At 65.1% G+C, this 19,766-nt stretch carries 21 protein-coding genes; 8 read left to right on the top strand and 13 right to left on the bottom strand.

Annotation, left to right across the window (positions count from 1 at the left end):
• The first annotated feature begins 763 nt into the window (after positions 1 to 763).
• Positions 764 to 1,948 (top strand): C17 cyclopropane fatty acid synthase CfaB, encoded by a 1,185-nt coding sequence (gene cfaB / locus HU752_RS00815; RefSeq protein WP_186683753.1) that lies wholly within the window; start codon positions 764 to 766, stop codon positions 1,946 to 1,948.
• 8 nt (positions 1,949 to 1,956) lie between these two features.
• On the opposite strand, the gene HU752_RS00810 is transcribed toward cfaB, so the two are convergent.
• Both HU752_RS00810 and cls read right to left on the bottom strand, forming a co-directional pair.
• A complete protein-coding gene (locus tag HU752_RS00810; RefSeq protein ID WP_186683752.1) occupies positions 1,957 to 2,376 on the bottom strand; it encodes a hypothetical protein in 420 nt (139 codons plus the stop codon).
• 121 nt (positions 2,377 to 2,497) lie between these two features.
• Complete coding sequence (cls, locus tag HU752_RS00805) at positions 2,498 to 3,937, bottom strand: cardiolipin synthase (RefSeq protein ID WP_186683751.1); 1,440 nt, start codon at positions 3,935 to 3,937, stop codon at positions 2,498 to 2,500.
• 130 nt (positions 3,938 to 4,067) lie between these two features.
• On the opposite strand from cls, the gene HU752_RS00800 reads away from it, so the two are divergent.
• Positions 4,068 to 4,583, top strand: coding sequence for a DUF3617 domain-containing protein (locus tag HU752_RS00800; RefSeq protein ID WP_017903020.1), 516 nt, complete (start codon positions 4,068 to 4,070; stop codon positions 4,581 to 4,583).
• 211 nt (positions 4,584 to 4,794) lie between these two features.
• Here the strand turns inward: HU752_RS00800 and thrS are convergent, their stop codons facing one another.
• Genes thrS through folE2 form a run of 8 tightly spaced genes read right to left on the bottom strand, consistent with a single transcriptional unit; the run spans position 4,795 to position 12,373 of the window.
• Positions 4,795 to 6,687 (bottom strand): threonine--tRNA ligase, encoded by a 1,893-nt coding sequence (gene thrS / locus HU752_RS00795; RefSeq protein WP_186683750.1) that lies wholly within the window; start codon positions 6,685 to 6,687, stop codon positions 4,795 to 4,797.
• Positions 6,688 to 6,718: 31 nt separating this feature from the next.
• Entirely contained in the window at positions 6,719 to 8,056 is a 1,338-nt protein-coding gene (locus HU752_RS00790) for a dihydroorotase (protein ID WP_186683749.1), read from the bottom strand.
• Positions 8,057 to 8,058: 2 nt separating this feature from the next.
• Positions 8,059 to 8,619 (bottom strand): gamma carbonic anhydrase family protein, encoded by a 561-nt coding sequence (locus HU752_RS00785; protein WP_186683748.1) that lies wholly within the window; start codon positions 8,617 to 8,619, stop codon positions 8,059 to 8,061.
• A complete protein-coding gene (gene hisI / locus HU752_RS00780; protein ID WP_186683747.1) occupies positions 8,616 to 9,050 on the bottom strand; it encodes a phosphoribosyl-AMP cyclohydrolase in 435 nt (144 codons plus the stop codon). Before hisI ends, HU752_RS00785 begins: the two co-directional genes overlap by 4 nt.
• The gene (locus tag HU752_RS00775; protein WP_186683746.1) at positions 9,047 to 9,934 is read right to left on the bottom strand and encodes a metal ABC transporter substrate-binding protein; all 888 of its coding nucleotides are present in this window, start codon (positions 9,932 to 9,934) and stop codon (positions 9,047 to 9,049) included. The genes hisI and HU752_RS00775 overlap by 4 nt, the downstream gene beginning before the upstream one ends.
• An 11-nt stretch (positions 9,935 to 9,945) precedes the next feature.
• Positions 9,946 to 10,812: a metal ABC transporter permease gene (locus HU752_RS00770; RefSeq protein ID WP_189656674.1), complete on the bottom strand. Its 867-nt coding sequence runs from the start codon at positions 10,810 to 10,812 to the stop codon at positions 9,946 to 9,948.
• Positions 10,812 to 11,480, bottom strand: a complete 669-nt coding sequence (locus tag HU752_RS00765; RefSeq protein ID WP_186683745.1) for a metal ABC transporter ATP-binding protein — start codon at positions 11,478 to 11,480, stop codon at positions 10,812 to 10,814. The genes HU752_RS00770 and HU752_RS00765 overlap by 1 nt, the downstream gene beginning before the upstream one ends.
• Positions 11,477 to 12,373 (bottom strand): GTP cyclohydrolase FolE2, encoded by an 897-nt coding sequence (gene folE2 / locus HU752_RS00760; protein ID WP_186683744.1) that lies wholly within the window; start codon positions 12,371 to 12,373, stop codon positions 11,477 to 11,479. Before folE2 ends, HU752_RS00765 begins: the two co-directional genes overlap by 4 nt.
• A 131-nt stretch (positions 12,374 to 12,504) precedes the next feature.
• Here folE2 and HU752_RS00755 point away from each other — a divergent pair, with 131 nt between their 5' ends.
• Positions 12,505 to 13,737 carry an N-acetylmuramoyl-L-alanine amidase gene (locus HU752_RS00755; protein ID WP_186683743.1) on the top strand — a complete coding sequence of 411 codons (1,233 nt, stop codon included), beginning with the start codon at positions 12,505 to 12,507 and terminating at the stop codon, positions 13,735 to 13,737.
• Positions 13,738 to 14,033: 296 nt separating this feature from the next.
• Here HU752_RS00755 and HU752_RS00750 read toward each other — a convergent pair whose 3' ends face one another.
• Entirely contained in the window at positions 14,034 to 14,423 is a 390-nt protein-coding gene (locus HU752_RS00750; protein ID WP_186683742.1) for a glutamine synthetase, read from the bottom strand.
• Between the two features lie 124 nt (positions 14,424 to 14,547).
• Between HU752_RS00750 and dksA the strand changes: the two genes are divergently transcribed.
• The 3 genes from dksA to HU752_RS00735 are packed head-to-tail and all read left to right on the top strand — an operon-like array spanning position 14,548 to position 16,841.
• The gene (dksA, locus tag HU752_RS00745) at positions 14,548 to 14,952 is read left to right on the top strand and encodes an RNA polymerase-binding protein DksA (protein WP_186683741.1); all 405 of its coding nucleotides are present in this window, start codon (positions 14,548 to 14,550) and stop codon (positions 14,950 to 14,952) included.
• 27 nt (positions 14,953 to 14,979) lie between these two features.
• Positions 14,980 to 16,191, top strand: coding sequence for a zinc metallochaperone GTPase ZigA (gene zigA / locus HU752_RS00740; protein ID WP_186683740.1), 1,212 nt, complete (start codon positions 14,980 to 14,982; stop codon positions 16,189 to 16,191).
• Positions 16,191 to 16,841 carry a DUF1826 domain-containing protein gene (locus tag HU752_RS00735; RefSeq protein ID WP_186683739.1) on the top strand — a complete coding sequence of 217 codons (651 nt, stop codon included), beginning with the start codon at positions 16,191 to 16,193 and terminating at the stop codon, positions 16,839 to 16,841. Before zigA ends, HU752_RS00735 begins: the two co-directional genes overlap by 1 nt.
• 159 nt (positions 16,842 to 17,000) lie before the next feature.
• On the opposite strand, the gene HU752_RS00730 is transcribed toward HU752_RS00735, so the two are convergent.
• Positions 17,001 to 17,357, bottom strand: coding sequence for an NADH:ubiquinone oxidoreductase (locus HU752_RS00730; RefSeq protein WP_186683763.1), 357 nt, complete (start codon positions 17,355 to 17,357; stop codon positions 17,001 to 17,003).
• Positions 17,358 to 17,392: 35 nt separating this feature from the next.
• Between HU752_RS00730 and HU752_RS00725 the strand changes: the two genes are divergently transcribed.
• Positions 17,393 to 18,367: a CobW family GTP-binding protein gene (locus HU752_RS00725; RefSeq protein WP_186683738.1), complete on the top strand. Its 975-nt coding sequence runs from the start codon at positions 17,393 to 17,395 to the stop codon at positions 18,365 to 18,367.
• Between the two features lie 4 nt (positions 18,368 to 18,371).
• Here HU752_RS00725 and HU752_RS00720 read toward each other — a convergent pair whose 3' ends face one another.
• The gene (locus HU752_RS00720) at positions 18,372 to 18,776 is read right to left on the bottom strand and encodes a DUF3301 domain-containing protein (RefSeq protein WP_186683737.1); all 405 of its coding nucleotides are present in this window, start codon (positions 18,774 to 18,776) and stop codon (positions 18,372 to 18,374) included.
• Positions 18,777 to 18,890: 114 nt separating this feature from the next.
• Between HU752_RS00720 and pdxY the strand changes: the two genes are divergently transcribed.
• The gene (pdxY, locus tag HU752_RS00715; RefSeq protein ID WP_186683736.1) at positions 18,891 to 19,763 is read left to right on the top strand and encodes a pyridoxal kinase PdxY; all 873 of its coding nucleotides are present in this window, start codon (positions 18,891 to 18,893) and stop codon (positions 19,761 to 19,763) included.
• Positions 19,764 to 19,766: the final 3 nt, after the last annotated feature.

Below are 19,766 nucleotides of genomic sequence, written 5' to 3'. Positions count from 1 at the left end.
CCACGCAGAGCGCGTGATCGTACCCACGCTCCGCGTGGGAACGCAGCCGTGACGCTCCACGTCACAAGAGCGGACGCCGAGCGTCCAGAGAGGCATTCCCACGCAGAGCGTGGGAACGATCTTGTGGGAGATAGCGGTGCGCCAGCAAGCAAACATCATAAATTGATCGTTCCCATGCAGAGCACTGATCGTTCCCACGCTCCGCGTGGGAACGCAGCCCGTGAAGCTCTGCGTCACAAGAGCGGACGCCAAGCGTCCAGAGAGGCATTCCCACGCAGAGCGTGGGAACGATCTTGTGGGAGATAGCGGTGCGCCAGCAGGCAAACATCATAAATTGATCGTTCCCATGCAGAGTGCGTGATCGTACCCACGCTCCGCGTGGGAACGCAGCCCGTGATGCTCTGCGTCACAAGAGCGGACGCCGAGCGTCCAGAGAGGCATTCCCACGCAGAGCGTGGGAACGATCTTGTGGGAGATAGCGGTGTGCCAGCAGGCAAACATCATAAATTGATCGTTCCCATGCAGAGTGCGTGATCGTACCCACGCTCCGCGTGGGAACGCAGCCCGTGACGCTCTGCGTCACAAGAGCGGACGCCAAGCGTCCAGAGAGGCATTCCCGCGCAGAGCGTGGGAACGATCTTGTGTGGGCGTGGTGCGCCAGCAGGCAAACACCATAAATCGGGTCTATCATCCCGATAGCCTGACAGTTCCCGTACATGCGCTACCCTTTAATCAGACTTCTGAAACAAGGGGGGGACCACTCATGCTCGCGCAACTTCCACCGGCCTTACAGAATCTTCAGCTACCGCTGCGCCTGAAACTCTGGGACGGCCATCAATTCGACCTCGGGCCGCAGCCCAGCATCACCATCACCGTGAAGGACCCGCAACTGGTCGCGCAATTCAGCCATCCGACGCTGGACCTGCTCGGCAGCGCGTTCGTCGAGGGCAAGCTGGAACTCGAAGGACCGATCAGTGAAGTCGTACGGGTCTGCGACGAGTTGAGTCAGGCACTGTTGGAGGACGAAGGGGATCATCCTGCACAGCGCCTGTCCCATGACAAGGAAACCGACGCGGCGTCGATTTCCTACCACTACGACCTGTCCAACTCGTTCTACCAGCTGTGGCTGGACCGCGACATGGTTTATTCGTGCGCCTACTTCGAACGAGGCGACGCCAGCCTGGAAGAAGCCCAGCAGGCCAAGTTCCGCCACCTGTGCCGCAAGCTGCGCCTGCAACCGGGCGAATACCTGCTGGATGTCGGCTGTGGCTGGGGCGGCCTGGCGCGCTTCGCCGCGCGGGAGTTCGGGGTCAAGGTGTTCGGTATCACCCTGAGCAAGGAGCAGCTGGCGCTGGCCAGGGAGCGGGTCGCCGCCGAAGGCCTGCAGGACAAGGTCGACCTGCAGTTGCTCGACTATCGCGACCTGCCGCAGGACGGCCGCTTCGACAAGGTGGTCAGCGTCGGCATGTTCGAGCACGTCGGCCACGCCAACCTGCAGCAATACGCCAATATCCTGTTCGGCGCGGTGCGCGAGGGAGGCCTGGTGATGAACCATGGCATCACCGCCCGGCACGTCGACGGCCGTCCGGTCGGGCGCGGGGCCGGTGATTTCATCGACCGCTACGTGTTTCCCAATGGCGAGCTGCCGCACCTGTCGATGATCTCGGCCTTCGTCAGCGAAGCCGGATTGGAGGTGGTCGACGTCGAAAGCCTGCGCCTGCACTACGCCAGGACCCTGAACATCTGGAGCCAGCGCCTGGAAAGCCACCTGGAGGCCGCGGGCAAGCTGGTGCCGGACAAGGCCCTGCGGATCTGGCGACTGTACCTGGCCGGCTGCGCCTACGCCTTCGAGAAGGGCTGGATCAACCTGCACCAGATCCTCGCGGTGAAGCCATTGTCCAACGGCGGCCACAACCTGCCCTGGACCCGCGGCGACCTCTACCGCTGACTATCCGCCTACCACTTGAGTGGGCGGGGGTCGGCGACCGGGTTGCTCTCCAGTCGATAGTGGCCGTGTTGGCGCGGTACGTTCTGGTCCGAAGGCAGGAGGGCCTGCTGCTCGAAGGTGGCGGTCTCCCGGTCGAAACTCAGGTCGTGCTGGGCGACATTGCCATACCAGTCGCTGGAGGGCAGCGAGATGTAGCTGATGGCATAGCGCAGATCGTCGAAGCTGCCCCTCACCACGTAGACGCCATAGTGCTCCTCGCCCGGCGAGACGATCTTGTACAGGCCGTTGTCGTAGTAGTAGAGGGCGGCTTCCTCGAAGGGCTTGTCCTTGTAGAGCACCTGGTAGTGCAGGTGATGGACATGGCTGGGCTTGCCGAATTCGACGCTGATCGACGGTGGGGTATTGGAACTGCCAGACGTGAACTTCATCGGGGGGCCTCCGGAAGATGGTTCGGCGAAACCCCGAGCTTAAAAGACCCTCGGTGTCGATCGCAGGGCCGTGGCAGCCTTTCGGAATGCTCCTACAGTGATCTGAAAATCGTCCTTCCCGTTACAGAATCGGCGAAATCAGCCGGGCGATACGCATGCCCAGTTGTTGCAGGCGGTGGGTTTCCCGGCTGTCTTCGTGGGTGACCTCGCGGGCCAGCTCGAAATCCTTGAGCAGCATGCTCTCGACCTCGCCGGCAAAGGCCGGGTCGACCGTCAGCAGCATCAGTTCGAAGTTCAGCCGGAACGAACGGTTGTCCAGGTTGGCGCTGCCGATGGCGCTGATCTCGTTGTCCACCAGCACCACCTTCTGGTGCAGGAACCCCGGGCCGTAGCGGAACACCCGGACCCCGGCCCGTACGGCTTCGAAGGCATAGAGGCTGGAGGCGGCGTAGACGATCCGGTGGTCGGGCCGCGAGGGCAGCAGCAGGCGCACGTCGACTCCGCGCAGGACCGCCAGGCGCAGGGCGGCGGACACCGCTTCGTCGGGGATGAAGTAGGGGCTGGTGATCCACACCCGTTCGCGGGCGGCATGGATCGCCTCGACGAAAAACAGCGAGCAGGTTTCGAACGGATCGGCCGGGCCGCTGGCGAGCAACTGGCAGAGCACGCCGTCGTCGGGGTAGGTGTCCGGCAGGATCAGCGGTGGCAGCTGGCGTGCGGCCCAGAACCAGTCTTCGGCGAACGATTCCTGCAGGCAGGCCACCACCGGGCCGCTGACCTGCACATGGGTGTCGCGCCAGGGGGACAGGGGTGGCTTGCTCCCCAGGTATTCGTCGCCGACGTTGTGCCCGCCGACGAAACCGACCAGCCCGTCGACCACCACCACCTTGCGGTGGTTGCGGAAATTCACCTGGAAGCGATTGAGCCAGCCACTGCGGGTGGCGAAGGCCTTCACCCGGACACCGCCCTCGCGCAGGCTGTCGACGTAATCGTGGGGCAGGGCGTGGCTGCCGATGCCGTCGTAGAGCAGGTAGACCTCGACCCCTTCGCCGGCCTTCTGGCGCAACAGGTTGTGCAGGCGCCGGCCGAGCTGGTCGTCGTGGACGATGAAGAACTGCACCAGCACGGCATGCCGGGCCTGTTCGATGGCCTGGAAAATCGCCTCGAAGGTGGCTTCGCCGTTGACCAGCAATTGCACCTGGTTGTTGGCCAGGCACGGCATGCGCCCCAGCTTGGGCATCGCCCGCAGCGCCGCGTAGGCCTGCGAGTTGCGGGCGGCGAGGGCCTCCTCGACCCAGGGGCGCCAGTTCAGGTCGGCGATGGCCTTGCGCATTTCCACGTTGGCCTGGCGCCGGGCCTTGATGTAGGCGTCGAAGGTACTGCGGCCGAAGACCAGGTAGGGAATCAGCGTGAGGTAGGGGATGAATACCAGCGACAGTGCCCAGGCGATCGAGCCTTGGGCGGTGCGAACGGTCAGCACCGCGTGGATGGCCGCGATCGTGCCGAGCGAGTGAATAAGGGCTATCAGATAGCCGAAGACATGGGGTCCGAAAAAATCCATGGGAAATCCTGGTCCTGAATCCTTAGACCCTAACAGACCATGTTCCAAGGCGATTGTCGCTATTTAATTCATCACGCAACCCAAGCATGATTCTGACGTCTAAGCAGGACCTTTCTTCAGGAGCTATACGATGAACCTTCGTCTGCCGGGGCTGGCCATTGCCTGTGCCTTCGTGATTCCCGTCGCCCAGGCACAAGTGCTGCAGCCCGGTCTGTGGGAGCTGACCTCCAGCAATGTGCAGGTCGAGAACCAGTCGCTGGATGTCAACATGCTGTTGGGCGTGCTCAAGCAGAACACCACGCCGGAGCAGCGCGCCGCCCTGGAAAAGCAGGGCATCAACCTGGGCGGGCAGGGCGTGCGGGTGTGCCTGACGCCGCAGCAGGTGGCGTCCGAGGCGATTCCGTTGACCGACCCGCAGTCCGGTTGCCAGCAGCAGATCACCGAGCGCAAGGGCCCGGACTGGAAGTTCCGCTTCAGCTGTCCGAAGGCCCAGGGCGCGGGTACGGCGCATTTCGTCAGTGATCGCGAGTTCACCACCAAGGTCAGCGGCACGTTCAATGCCACCGGCATCCAGCAGAACGGCAGCATGGACACCAAGGCCGTCTGGCTGGGCCAGGATTGCGGGGCGGTGAAACCGCGGTCCTGAGTGCCAGCACCACTCGGTGTCCGAGCCTGCTATATACGCTTGTGGGAGCCGGATTCATCCGCGAAGCCTTTAGTGGCCTCACCACTGTCTTCGCGGATAAATCCGGCTCCCACAGCTCTGTGGCGTCTGCTGGACTTCCCGTGAGCCTGCTTGGCCATTCATCGGCGAGAGTCTAAAGACCGCCGGCTCCCACGGGTTCGGTGTTACAGCTTCAGAGATCGAGATGCTGCAGCAACGCCTCGACCGTCATCGTCCCCAGGTCCTCTCCCGTCCGGCTGCGCACGCTGACCAGCCCCGCAGCCTTCTCCTTCTCGCCGACCACCAGCAGGTAGGGCACTTTCTGCAGGCTGTGCTCGCGAATCTTGTAGCCGATCTTCTCGTTGCGCAGATCCGCCACCGCGCGCAGGCCATGGGCCTTGAGTTGCCGGGTCAGCTCCTGGGCATAGTCGGCCTGTCCTTCGCTGATGTTCAGCACCACCGCCTGGCAGGGTGACAGCCACAGCGGCAGGGCACCGCTGTAGTGTTCGATGAGGATCCCGATGAAGCGCTCCAGCGAACCGAACAGCGCCCGGTGCAGCATCACCGGCCGCTGGCGTTCGCCGTTCTCGCCGATGTAGCCGATGTCGAAACGCTCCGGCAGGTTGAGGTCGACCTGCAGCGTCCCGCACTGCCAGTCGCGGCCGATGGCATCGCGCAGCACGAACTCCAGCTTCGGTCCGTAGAAGGCGCCTTCGCCGGGGTTGATCCGATAGTCGATGTCCATCCGCCCGAGGGCACCGATCAGTGCGCCTTCCAACTGGTCCCAGGTCTCGTCGCTGCCGATGCGGTTGAGCGGGCGGGTGGAGAGTTTCACCACCACGTCGCTGAAGCCGAACTCGCGGTAGATATCGAACACCAGCGCGATCGCTGTTTCACATTCGGCCTGCATCTGCGCCGGGGTGCAGAAGATGTGGGCATCGTCCTGAGTGAAATGGCGCACCCGCAGCAATCCGTGCAGGGCGCCGGAGGGTTCGTAGCGATGGACCTTGCCGAACTCGGCGATCCGTAGCGGCAGGTCGCGGTAGCTCTTCAGGCCATGGCCGAAGATCGACAACGCGCCCGGACAGTTCATCGGCTTGAGGGCGAACACCCGCTCGTCCTCGGTCGTGGTGGTGAACATGTGATCACGGTAGTTCTGCCAGTGCCCGGAGGTTTCCCAGAGGCCACGGTCCATGACGTCTGGCGTATTCACCTCGACATAGCCGGCCTGTTCCTGGCGCTGGCGCAGGTAGCCGATCAGTTGCTGGAACAGCGTCCAGCCCTTGGCGTGCCAGAACACCGAGCCCGGTGCGCAGTCGTCGAAGTGGAACAGGTCCAGTTGGGTGCCGAGCTTGCGGTGATCGCGCTTGCCGGCTTCCTCCAGGCGCGTGAGGTAGGCCTTGAGATCCGCGGGCCGGGCCCAGCAGGTGCCGTAGATGCGCTGCAGCGGCGCATGGCTGGCGTCGCCGCGCCAGTAGGCGCCGGCCACCTTGGTCAGCTTGAATGCTTGCAGGATGCCGGTCGACGGTACGTGCGGCCCGCGGCACAAGTCCTCGAAATCACCCTGGCGGTACAGCGACAGGGTTTCGCCTTCGGGAATGGCGCGGATCAGTTCGGCCTTGTAGTGCTCGCCCAGGTTCTCGAAGTGGGCGATGGCCGCGTCGCGCGGCAGGGTGCGACGGCGCACCGAGTGGTTGGTCGCGGCCAGGGCCTGCATCCGCGCTTCGATCAGTTCCAGGTCCTTGGGCGTGAAGGGCCGTTCGTAGGCGAAGTCGTAGAAGAACCCGTCCTCGATCACCGGGCCGATGGTGACCTGGGCCGAGGGATAGAGCTGCTTGACCGCCATGGCCAGCAGGTGCGCGCAGGAGTGGCGGAGAATCTCCAGGCCTTCGTCGTCGCGCGGGGTGACGATGCTCACCCGCGCATCCCGCTCGATGAGGGTGTCGCAGTCGACCAGCACGCCGTCGACCCGGCCGGCCACCGCTGCCCGGGCAAGGCCGACGCCGATGCTGGCAGCCACTTCGAAGACCGACAGTGGCTGGTCGTATTCGCGTTGCGAGCCGTCGGGGAGGGTGATGCGGATCATGGCTGGGGACCTCGGTCGCTGAGAGGGGGGATCAACGGAGAAACTGCAGGGGCAGGCCCTGGCAGCCGTCTTGAAGCTGCCCGGCATGCCAGGCGAGTTGCCCGCTGACCACGGTGGTGCGCACGTGGTGACGGAAACGGTGCTCGACGAAGGGCGTCCAGCCGCACTCGTAGAGGATCGGCTCGCCACCCACCGGGCGTGGCTGAGGCTGGCGATTGAGCAGGACCAGGTCGGCCCAGTAGCCCTCGCGCAGGTAGCCGCGTTCGGCGATGGCGAACAGGTCGGCGACCCGGTGGCTGGTCTTCTCCACCAGGGTGGTCAGTGGCAGCACCTTGTCCGCCACCAGCTCCATCAGCGCCGGCAGCGCGTGCTGCACCAGCGGCAGGCCGGAGGGTGCTTCCTCATAGGGGCGCTGCTTTTCTTCCCAGGTATGCGGTGCGTGATCGCTGCCGATCACATCCAGGCGGTTGCTCAACAGTGCCTTGCGCAGCGCGTCGCGGTCGGACGGGTGCTTGATCGCCGGATTGCACTTGATCCGGTTGCCCAGGCGTGGGTAGTCACGGTCGTCGAACAGCAGGTGGTGCAGGCAGACTTCGGCGGTGATCAGCTTTTCGCCCAGCGGCTTGTTTTCGAACAGCTCCAGTTCGCGCTCGGTGGTCAGGTGCAGCACGTGCAGGCGGGTGCCATGTTTTCTCGCCAGTTCCACCGCCAGAGACGAGGAGCGGTAGCAGGCCTCGGCATTGCGGATCAGTGGATGGGCGGCTGGCGGAATCATGCCGCCCAGCAGCTCCTTGAGGTTCTTCAGGCGCGTGTCGATGGTCGGCGTATGTTCGCAATGGGCCAGCAGGATCGTCGGCACCTCGGCGAACAGCCGCTCGAGGATCTGCGGATCATCCACCAGCATGTTGCCGGTGGACGCGCCCATGAACACCTTGACCCCGGCCACCTGGCGCGGGTCGAGAGCGGCCACGGTGTCGAGGTTGTCGTGGCTGACGCCGAAGTGGAAACCGTAGTTGGCCACCGAGGCGCTCGCCGCCCGGCGTTTTTTGTCGGCAAGGGCATCGAGGGTCAGGGTCGCCGGACGGGTGTTGGGCATGTCCATGTAGCTGGTGATGCCACCGGCCACCGCCGCGCGCGATTCGCTGTGGATGCTGCCCTTGGCTGGCGCACCCGGGTCGCGGAAATGCACCTGGTCGTCGATCATCCCGGGCAGCAGCCAGTCTCCGCCGGCATCGATTTCCACATCGGCGCTGGCGTTGCCGATCTCTGGGGCGATGCTGTCGATGCGGCCGTTGATCACCCGCACATCGGCATCGAACTGGCGACCCTCGTTCACCACGCGGGCATTGCGGATCAGCAGGCTGGCCATGTTCAGAACTCGTTCTGCAGGGCCTTGTAGCCCCGGACCAGGTCGACGTTGGTGCGTGCCACGTCCTCGGAGAATTCCGAGGCGCTGACACTGACCGGCGGGAATTGCGACAGGTCGGTATGGGGCCCGATGCGGGTGGTGGACGGTACGTAGAAGCCTGGCGGCAGGTCGCGGCCGTCGACCACCGAGTTGTGTCGCACCACGCTGCCGTCGCCGACCACGCAGTTGAACAGCACGCTGTTGAAGCCGATGAACGCCCGGTTCCCAACCGTGCAGGGGCCGTGGACGATCGAGCGGTGGGCGATGGAACTGAACTCGCCGATGGTCACGGCTGCGCCGGACTTGGAGTGGATCACCACGCCGTCCTGGATGTTGGAGTTGGCGCCGATGATGATCGGGTCCATCTCGCCGCGCTCGTTGACCTCGTCGGCGCGGATCACCGCATAGGGGCCGACGAAGACGTTGTCGCCGATCACCACCTTGCCGCAGATGATCGCGGTCTTGTCCACGTAGGCGGATTCGGCGATGACCGGCAGGTCGCCGGAAGGGTTCTTGCGGATCATGCAGGGGTCTCCTGGGGGGCGCTGATGACGTGCACCGCGCCATCGCGGATGGCGTTGTAGAAACAGCTGGGGCGGCCGGTATGACAGGCCGGGCCCTGCTGCTCGATCAGCAGCAGGACGGCGTCGCCGTCGCAATCGAGGCGGGCCTCGACCAGGCGCTGGCGATGCCCGGAGCTCTCGCCCTTGCGCCACAGCTGGCGACGCGAGCGCGACCAGTAGCAGACCTGGCCGCGCTCGAGGGTTTCGGCCAGGGCCTGGCGGTTCATCCAGGCCAGCATCAGCACCTCGCCGGTGTCGTGCTGCTGGGCGATGGCGGCGATCAGGCCGTCGTCGTTCCACGGCAAGGCGTCGAGCACGGCGGTGAGCGGCCAGCGGCTACCCAGGGCGGCGCTCTCCAGATCGAGCATCGACAAGGGTGGCCGGGCGATCATTGGCTCAGCGCCGCGTGCAGGGTGTTCATGTTGTATTCGAACAGACCGATGAAGGTGCTGGCCGGGCCTTCGGTCGCCAGGGCATCGGAGTACAGCGTGCCGCCGATCTTCGCGCCGCTTTCGTCGGCGATCTGCTTGAGCAGGCGAGCGTCCTTGATGTTCTCCATGAACACCGCCTTGACCTTGTCCTTGCGGATCTGCCGGATCAGTTCGGCGACTTCGGCGGCCGACGGCTCGCGCTCGGTGGACAGGCCCTGGGGTGCCATGAACTGGATGCCATAGGCCTGGCCCAGGTAGCCGAAGGCGTCATGGGAGGTGACGATGCGGCGGTTGCCGGCCGGCAGGTTGCCGAGCTTGATCTTGGCTTCGGCCAGCAGGCGGTAGATCTGCTTCAGGTAGTCCTGGCTGTTGCGGGTGTAGTCATCCTTGTGCGCCGGGTCGACCTGGATCAGCGCCTTGGTGATGTTGTTCACGTACAGCTCGGCGTTCGCCAGGTTGTGCCAGGCGTGCGGATCGGGAACGGTTTCGCCGTCCTCTTCCATGGTGTGCGAGAGCACGCCCTTGCTGGCGGTGACCACCGGGGCCTTGGTCTCGGTGCTGGTCACCAGGCGGTCGAGCCAGGGTTCGAACTCCAGGCCGTTCTTGACGATCAGCTTGGCCTTGAGCAGCGCCTGGGCGTCATCCGGGGTGGGTTCGTAGGTGTGGGCGTCGGCGTCCGGGCCGACCATCGCGGTGACCTGGATATGGTCGCCGCCGATCTGCTGGGTGATGTCCCGCAGGATACTGAAACTGGCAACCACCGGCAGCTTCTCAGCGGCCTGGGCGCTGGACAGCGGCAACGACAGGGCCAGCACGGAGCTGAACAGTACGAGTAAAGCGCGCATCGGGTGACACCTCATTGGGATGGCAGGGGCGGGCGGCGCAACAGCCCGTGCACCGGACCGAAGACCACGGACAGCAGGTACAGGCAACCGGCGACCAGCACGATGGCCGGGCCGCTGGGCTGCGAGTAGTAGAACGACAGCAGCAGGCCGACGCTGACCGAAATGCAGCCGAGCAACGCGGCGATCAGCATCAGCACCGGCAGGCGGCGACTCCAGAAGCGCGAGGCGATCGCCGGCAGCATCATCAGGCCGACCACCATCAGCGCGCCGATGGCCTGGAACCCGATCACCAGGTTGAGCACCACCAGGGTCAGGAACACCCCGTGGGCCAGCGGGCCGAGACGGCTGACGGTTTGCAGGAACAGGGGGTCGAGGGTGTCGAGCATCAGTGGCCGGTAGATCGCCGCGAGCAGCAGCAGGCTGACACCGCAGACCCAGAGCATGCCGGTCAGGGTCGGACCGTCCACTGCCAGCGCCGAACCGAACAGCAGGTGCAGGAGGTCCAGGCGCTTGCCGGCGATGCCCAGCAGCAACACGCCGCTGGCCAGTGAGATCGGATAGATCGCCGCCAGGCTGGCGTCTTCGCGCAGGCCGGTGCGGCGGGTGATCCAGGCCGACAGACCGGCCATGCCCATGCCGGCCCCGAGGCCGCCGAGGGTCAGTGCTGGCAGGCTCAGGCCGGCGATCCAGAAGCCGATGGCGGCCCCGGGCAGGATACCGTGAGCCACCGCGTCACCGATCAGGCTCATGCGTCGCAGGATCAGGAACACCCCCAGCGGCGCGGTGCTGCAGGCCAGGACCAGGCCACCGAGCAGGGCGCGGCGCATGAAAACGAAGTCGTGGAAGGGTTGCCACAGGTGTTGGACGAACATCACCATCAGGCCACCTGCGTGATCGGTTGTTGCACGATCAGCTCGCGGCTTGGCGCGAGGAGGCAACCGCTGTCCTTGATCCTTAAGGCATCGGGAATGTGCTGGCGGACGGCGGCGAGGTCATGACAGACCACCACCAGGGTGCGCCCCGCCGCGTGCCAGGCATGGATGTGCTCCCACAGCAGCGCCTGGCCTTCCTCGTCGAGCGCGGCGTGGGGTTCGTCGAGCAACAGCAGCGGTGCTTCGGCCAGGCTCAGGCGGGCGAGCAGGGCACGTTGCAGTTGACCACCGGACAAGGCCATCAACGGTCGTTGCTCCAGGCCGGCGAGATTCCAGTCGGCGATCACCGCCTGCAGGCGTTCGTTACGCTGAGCTGGCGTCAGCTTGATACCCCAGAGTCCGGCAGCCACCAGTTCCTGCAGGTTGATCGGGAACTGGCGGTCGAGGTGCTGCTGTTGCGGCAGGAACGACAAGCCGCCGCGGCGTGGAACATCCAGGTGCACCTTGCCGGCCAGCGGTTTCTGCAACCCGGCGAGGACTTTCAGCAGGCTGCTCTTGCCGGTGCCGTTGGCACCGATCACCGCCGTCAGGCTGCCGGTCGCCAGTTCGAAATCCACCGCTGGCGTCAGCGGCTGGCCGGGCGGGCCCCAGCGCAGGGCCTGGCAGCGGATCATGCCGGCCTCCAGTTCCAGCGGCTCTCGGCCACGGCGTCATGGGCGTGCAGGCTTTCGGCGTGGACCACTCGCAGCTGGAAACCCTGCACCGCGTCCGACCGCTGGAGCGCCAGGTTCAGGCGGCGTGCCGCGTCTTCGCAGAACATCAGGTTCTGGCCATTGGCGAGGGCAAAGGCCTGCTCGTCGGCACGTTTCACGGCGGTCTGCACGGCGGTGCCGAGTGAGGCCTCGGCTGCATTGATCAGGTCCTCGAAGGGAAACCGATACGTTGTTTCATCAAGCCGGATTTGCAGGTGTGCAATGCTGCGCTGGCTATGAGGCGTAGCGACGATGCCTTGGGTACTGCCGAGCCAGTTCAGCACCTTGCCAGGGTCCAGTGGCTGGTTGGCGAAGTCCTGGTTGAACTGCTGCTGGATCAACTGGCGGGCGAGGGCGGCCGAGCACGGGCAGGTGGAGGAGTAGGCCACGTCAATTTTAAGTTCCACGTGGAACACTCCGCCTTTCAGTTCGGCTAACACACTGACGGGATAGGTTTTCCAGCCAGCCAGCGGACTGACCAGCGCCGGGCGCTTGAGCAGCAGGTCGGTGTGGATGCGCAGGTAGGCACTGCTGGACAGCCCGTCATGGCTGTCGAGGAATTGTTGCAGGACATCGCGGATCAGCGCCGGCGTCAGGTCCTGCTGTTGCAGGCGCTCCAGGGCCAGGTACAGGCGTGACATGTGAATGCCTCGCGCTTCACCGTCGTCGAGGCTGACCCCGGCGTCGGCTGTGGCGCTGAGGCGCTGGCCGTCGATTGCGACAGGTAGAGCAATGCCGCACATGCCCACCCACTCAAGGGGCAAGGCTTGCCGGGATGACTGCGCGGCGATATCCGGCAGCGTCAACGCGTTCATGAGCAGGTCCATCGTTGGAAATAAAATGTCATGTTATATTATAACAATTGATTCGACGAAGCCTTTTTTTGCCAGGGCTCTACACAGCCATATCGAGCAGGGACGCTCCCTCAATTTGTGGTTATCGGTTCATGCATAGACGTCAATTACTCAACTTCCTGCTGGCCAGTGCGGCCTTTATCCCGCTGGGTGTGTCGGCGGCACAGATCCAGAATGCCCGGCTGTGGCGTTCCGGCGACAAGCTGCGCCTGGTGCTCGATCTCAGTGGCCCGGTGCAGTACAAGACGTTTTCCCTGGCCGCGCCGGAGCGGCTGATCATCGACCTGAGCGGGGCGAAGCTGACGGGGGACTTCAGCCAGTTGGCCCTGAAGAACACGGTGATCCGCTCGATCCGTTCGGGGCATTTCGGCAAGGGCGATACGCGGATCGTCCTCGACCTGGCCAACCCGGTGCAGTTGACCAGCTTCCTGCTGCCGCCCGGCGACGGCCAGGGTCATCGGCTGGTGCTCGACCTGGCCAGCAACGGCAGCGCCGCCACGCCGCCCCAGGCCCTGGCCGCAGCGGCGGCAGCACCGCAGGCCCGGCATGAGCCGGCACCGGGCAAGGCCCACCCCAAGCGCGACATCATGGTGGTGGTCGACCCCGGGCACGGTGGCAAGGACCCGGGTGCGGTGGGGTCCAAGGGCCAGCGCGAGAAGGATGTGGTGCTGTCCATCGCCCAGCTCCTGGCCAAGCGGCTCAAGCGCGAGAAGGGCTTCGATGTGCGCCTGGTGCGCAACGACGACTTCTTCGTGCCGCTGCGCAAGCGCGTCGAGTTCTCGCGCAAGCACAACGCCGACATGTTCATCTCGGTGCACGCCGATGCGGCGCCACGGATCACCGCATCCGGGGCTTCGGTCTACTGCCTGTCGGAGGGTGGCGCGACCTCGACCACCGCGCGCTTCATGGCCCAGCGCGAGAACGGCGCCGACCTGATCGGCGCGCAGAGCCTGCTCAACCTCAAGGACAAGGACCCGATGCTGGCCGGGGTGATTCTCGACATGTCGATGAACGCGACCATCGCCGCCAGCCTACAACTGGGGCACACCGTGCTCGGCAGCCTGGAGGGCATCACCACCCTGCACCAGAAGCGCGTCGAACAGGCCGGCTTCGCCGTGCTCAAGTCACCGGACGTGCCATCGATCCTGGTTGAGACCGGCTTCATTTCCAACGTGCGCGATAGCCAGCGCCTGGTCACCGCCCGGCACCAGCAGGCGATCGCCGATGGGCTGTTCCAGGGCCTGAAGACCTACTTCGAGAAGAACCCGCCGCAGGACAGCTACATCGCCTGGCGCCAGCAGCAGGCGGGTGAGGTCGTGGTCTAGTGTCTCGTTGTGGTGTAGTGAATGGGGCTTGTTGTGGCAAGCGGGCTTGTCGGAACGCCGCACCGCAGCAGCAACCAGACGAGGTGCTGGCTTAGCACAACTCTGTGGCGAGCGGGCTCGTCGGGACGCCGCACCGCCGCGCTCGGCTGCAAAGCAGCCGTAAAACCAGCCAGCGCGGTCTAACCGATAGGCCGAGTTGCCTGGGTTTGGGGCCGTTTCACGGCCCAACGCGGGCAAGCCCGCTCGCCACAACCACAGAGTGTCCTGGCCACTTCATCGGGAGCCTCAGGCTCTGCTCAGCAGCCTACCAACCGATCACAGGTGAATTTCCTGCTCAGCCCGCCGGAGCTGGAAAAGCGGTTCACCGTGGTCCATCCCACCCGCCGGCTGTAACCCACCCAGACCTCGCCATCCGAGGCGATGCCGGTGAAGAAGGTCAGTTGTCCGTAGCGGCTGCTGGTCTGTGCCCAGTAGCGTTTGCCGATCACTTCGAACCCTTGCAGGTAGATCGTCTTGCCCACCGTGGCGACGCCATAGGCGTTGCCGGCGGCGTCCTTGCACGCCAGCAGGGCGGCGCTGCGGGTGCAGTTGGCCAAGGGGCCGGGGACCTGGGCCGAGGCGCCGGTGGCGCACAGCAACAGGCTCGACAGCAGGCTCGGCAACGCGTGCTTCAGGGTAGGGCGCATCGGCATTCTCAAGGGATCGGATCGGTTCCAGCATCACCCCCTTCGTCGTCGGGGGCAAGCAGGGATTGGCTAAAATGCATTGTTATAATATAACATTAAATAAATCCCCAACGGCGACCTCTCCATGACTGAAGACGAATTGCTCGCCCAGCCCGAGGCGGACTACATGAACGATGCCCAGCAGGATTTTTTCCGCGAGCTGCTGCTGCAGCAGCGACGTGAGCTGCAGGAGCGCATCAGCGGCGAGTTCGTCGTGCTGCGCGAGCAGGAACCCAACAGCGATCCGGCGGACATCGGCAGTGCCGAGGAGCAGCGCCAGTGGCAACTGCGCCTGCTGGAGCGGGAGAAGAAGCTGCTCGACAAGATCGACCAGACCCTCGACTGCCTGGCCCGTGGTGAATACGGCTGGTGCCGCGAGACCGGCGAACCGATCGGCCTCAAGCGCCTGCTGCTGCGGCCCACCGCCACCCTGTGCATCGAAGCCAAAGAACGTGAAGAGCTGCGCGAGCGCCATAAACGGGCGTTGTGACCCAGCCGACCTGATGAGGAACCCACCATGACCCAACGTCTTCCCGTGACCGTACTGTCGGGCTTTCTGGGCGCCGGCAAGAGCACCCTGCTCAACCATGTCCTGCGCAACCGCGAAAACCTGCGGGTAGCGGTGATCGTCAACGACATGAGCGAAATCAACATCGACGGCAGCGAGGTCCAGCGCGACGTCAGCCTCAACCGGGCCGAGGAAAAGCTGGTCGAGATGAGCAACGGCTGCATCTGCTGCACCCTGCGCGAGGACCTCCTGGAAGAGGTCGGCCGACTGGCCCGCGATGGCCGTTTCGACTACCTGCTGATCGAATCCACCGGCATCTCCGAACCGCTGCCGGTGGCTGAGACCTTCACCTTCCGCGACGAAAGCGGGCAGAGCCTGGCCGACATCGCCCGCCTCGACACCATGGTCACGGTGGTCGACGGCATGAACTTCCTGCTCGACTACCAGGCGGCGGAAAGCCTGGCCTCGCGCGGCGAGACCCTGGGCGAGGAGGACGAACGCTCGATCACCGACCTGTTGATCGAACAGGTCGAGTTCGCCGACGTGATCCTGATCAGCAAGATCGACCTGATCTCCAGCCAGGAGCGCGAGGAATTGATGGCGATCCTGGCACGGTTGAACTCCCAGGCCGAGATCATCCCGATGGTGATGGGCGAGGTGCCGCTGGCGAAGATCCTCAATACCGGCCGCTTCGACTTCGAGCGTGCGGCCCAGGCTCCCGGCTGGTTGCAGGAGCTGCGCGGCGAGCATGTACCGGAAACCGAGGAATACGGCATCGCCTCGACCGCCTACCGGGCGCGGCGGCCGTTTCATCCCGAGCGTTTCTTCGACTTCATCAACCGGCCCTGGGTGAACGGCAAGCTGCTGCGTTCCAAGGGCTTCTTCTGGCTGGCGAGCAAGTACCAGGAGGCTGGCAGTTGGTCGCAGGCCGGTGGCTTGATGCGCCATGGCTTCGCCGGGCGCTGGTGGCGCTTCGTGCCGAAGCAGCACTGGCCCCAGGATGAGGAAAGCATGGCGGCGATCATGCAGAACTGGACCGCGGCCACCGGCGACTGCCGCCAGGAGCTGGTGTTCATCGGCCAGGGTATCGACTTTGGAAAAATGACCGCCGAGCTGGATGGCTGCCTGCTGACCGACGACGAGATGGCCCTGGGCGTCGAGAGCTGGCGGTTGCTGCACGACCCGTTCGGGCCGTGGCACGATGAAGAGGCGGCCGCCTGATGTTGGCGCCGCGCCTGCAGGCGCTACCGCCGGTTCGCCAGATCGAGGGTGAGGCCCCGACAGTGCTCGGCGAGATCCTCGAGGACGGCGTGAACCTGGCGGTCTGGCAGCGCCGCCTGCCCAGCCATATCGCCGACTTCGCCCACTTGCTGCTGTCGCTGGGCGAGCCGCTGGCGGAGTCGCTGAGCCTGGAAATGCCGGATGACGAGAGCCTCCCCCAACTGCAGGGGCTGGCCTCGGGGTTCAGCGACCTGGAGGGCTACGAAGGCTTCATCAGCGACGTGTCCTGGCTGGTCGGCGCCTATGCCTGCCTGCTCGGCGCGCGGCGGATCGGCGTGCGCCTGCGGGTGCTGGACAAGGCGATGTGCCCGCGGTTTCACGTCGACCATGTGCCGGTCAGGCTGATCACCACCTACGCCGGTGCAGGCAGTGAATGGCTGGCGGAAGGGGCGATGGATCGCCGGCAACTGGGCAGCCCGACGGCGGAACCGATGGACGCCGGCTCGATCCATCAACTGGACAGCGGTGCAGTGGCCTTGCTCAAGGGCGAGCGCTGGCAGGGCAACGAGGGCTTCGGCCTGGTGCATCGTTCACCGCAGGTGGCGACAGGCGAGCGGCGGTTGATCCTGACGCTGGATTGGTTGGCCTGAGTTGAGGCGCCGGATCGGAAGGCGGTGGTTTCTGTACTGGTGCTTTCGCGGCGGTCCGACGTATCGGTGAATCCAGCTCCCGCAGTGACTGCGTCGGGCTTGTACCTTGTGGGAGCAGGATTCATCCGCGAAGCAGGCGCCATCAATCCCCAGCCCTGCTCAGGGCGCCTGCCACTGCCCGCCGCTCTGGCCTTCGCAAAACGGCTTGAGATACGCCGCATCCGTCGCCACGCCGTAATAGTGAATATTCTGCCGGTAGGGCATATTGGCAACCTGGGCGTTGCGGCAGACACCGAATGAACCGCCCGGGCACTGCTCGACGTATTCGACCTCGACTTTCTGCCCCGCCAGGCTCGGCTGGCAGAAGCCGTCGTTGAACAGCTTGGCCGGGATACTCACATTCTCCTGGCAGACCTTCACGTCGAGCCGTTCGCCATGGCTGTGGACCACGCAGGCCTGCGCCAGCGCCTGGTTCGAAGCCAGCGCCAGTAGCAGCGCCAGGCCCATCGACCGCATCATTTACCCACCTCTTCAGACCTGTCGGCCCGCTTATGTTGCAGAACATTCCCACGCATGTCATCGCCGGTCCCCTCGGTGCCGGCAAGACCAGCCTGATCCGTCACCTGCTGGCGCAGAAGCCTCAAGGCGAACGCTGGGCGGTGCTGATCAACGAGTTCGGCCAGATCGGCCTGGATGCCGCGCTGCTGACTCGCGCCGATGATGGTATCGCACTGGGCGAAGTGGCTGGCGGTTGCGTGTGCTGCGTCAACGGTGCGCCGTTCCAGGTCGGCCTGGGCCGGCTGTTGCGCAAGGCCCGGCCCGACCGGTTGTTCATCGAACCTTCCGGCCTTGGCCATCCGGTGCAGATCCTGCGGCAACTGGCGGCAGCGCCGTGGCTCGGGGTTCTGGCCCTGCAGCCTTGCGTGATGGTGCTGGATGCACAGGCCCTGGCCGCGGGCAAACCGCTGCCGGCCTCGCAGCAGGAGGCGCTGGCGCAGGCCGGCCTGCTGCTGTTGAACAAGTCGCAAGGGTTGAGCGAGGTCGAGCGTGCGCAGGTCGTGGCGCGCTTGCCGGATGGCCCGCTACGCTGGACCGAACAGGGCGCGCTGGAGCTGCACGAGCTGCTGGTCCTGCCGCCAGCCGGAGCGAATGAACCGGGCCCGGCGGGCGTGCTGCCGCCAGCATCGGCGGGCTTGACACTGCCAGCGCTGTGGACCGACCCGACCCAACCGATCTGCCAGGAACATGCACAGGAGGGTAACTGGAGCATCGGTTGGCGCTGGCACCCCAGCCAGCAGTTGGACCCGGAGCGGATTGCGCGCTGGCTGGCCGGCCTGGACTGGCTGAGGGCCAAGCTGGTTATCCACAGTCCCGTCGGTTGGCTGTCGAGCAACGCTGTGGATAACTTGCCGCTGGATTGGCAGCCCAGCGAATGGCGCAAGGACTCACGGCTTGAGCTGATCTTCAGCCAACCGGGAGACAGCGAGGGGTTGAAAGCCGGCATGCTGGCCTGCCGGCTGGGCTAGCCGCTCAGTGACGCGACTGGCTGTGATCCTTGGGGTGATCCTGGCGCCATTGGCTCAGTTCGATGATTTCCGCCGTCGGCTGTTCGGCCTTGACCTCGAACGGGTAGGGCGGCAGCTCGATCTGCGCGCTGTGGGCACCGAACTGGGTGATGGTGCCGATGTGGCGTTGCTCGCCGGTGACGGTGAACTCGAAGTGGTAGATCCGCGCCAGGCGGCGCCGGCCGTTGGCGTCGCGGACGATGCCGATGCGCTTGAGCGCCACGGCACCGTCGAGCAGCTCCAGGTCCAGCCGGGCGCAATGCTGCTTGACCCGCTCCAGCGCCCGTTCGCGCAGGCCGTGGTTGTGCCAGAGCCAGGCAGCGCCGGTGGCCAGCAACATCAGCACGAACATATTTCCCAGGGTCAGCATGAACGCCACTCCATCAAGTTGAGAGCAGCTTAACTGGCTCGCCGGTCTGTCGTACAGGCTCTGTTTAGTCGCATACTGCGTGGCTCGAATCTTTTTGCCTTGTTGGAATTTGGAATGAAACGCACTCCGCATCTGCTTGCCATTCAGTCCCATGTGGTTTTCGGTCATGCCGGCAATGGCGCGGCGGTTTTCCCCATGCAGCGGGTCGGGGTGAATGTCTGGCCGTTGAACACCGTACAGTTCTCCAACCACACCCAATACGGCCAGTGGGCCGGCGAAGTACTGGCGCCGCAGCGGATCCCGGAGCTGGTGGAAGGCATTGCCGCGATCGGCGAGCTGGGCAACTGCGACGCAGTGCTGTCCGGTTACCTGGGCAGCGCGGCGCAGGGACGGGCGATTCTCAGCGGCGTGGCGCGGATCAAGGCGGCCAACCCCAAGGCCCTGTACCTGTGCGACCCGGTGATGGGCCACCCGGAGAAAGGCTGCAGCGTGCCGGTGGAAGTCAGCGACTTCCTGCTGCAGGAAGCGGTGGCGCAGGCGGACATTCTTTGCCCCAACCAACTGGAACTGGACAGCTTTTGCGGTCGATCGCCGCAATCGCTGTTCGACTGCCTGGCGATGGCCCGCAGCCTGCTGGCGCGTGGGCCGAAGGTGGTGCTGGTCAAGCACCTGGCCTATCCGGGCAAGCCCGAGGATCACTTCGAGATGCTGCTGGTGACCGCCGAAGGCAGCTGGCACCTGCGTCGGCCGCTGTTGGCGTTTCCGCGCCAGCCGGTCGGCGTGGGTGACCTGACGTCCGGCCTGTTCCTGGCCCGGGTGCTGCTGGGCGACAGCCTGGTGGCGGCCTTCGAGTTCACTGCGGCGGCGGTGCATGAAGTGCTGCTGGAAACCCAGGCCTGCGCCAGCTACGAGCTGGAGTTGGTGCGGGCGCAGGATCGCATCGCGCACCCGCGGGTGCGCTTCGAGGCGTTGCCGATCAGCGTCTGATCT

This window comes from Pseudomonas vanderleydeniana, from assembly GCF_014268755.2.
In the GTDB taxonomy this organism is placed as follows: Bacteria; Pseudomonadota; Gammaproteobacteria; order Pseudomonadales; family Pseudomonadaceae; genus Aquipseudomonas; species Aquipseudomonas vanderleydeniana.
Note: the sequence above shows the minus strand (reverse complement) of the source record. Positions and strands in the feature narration are given on the sequence as shown.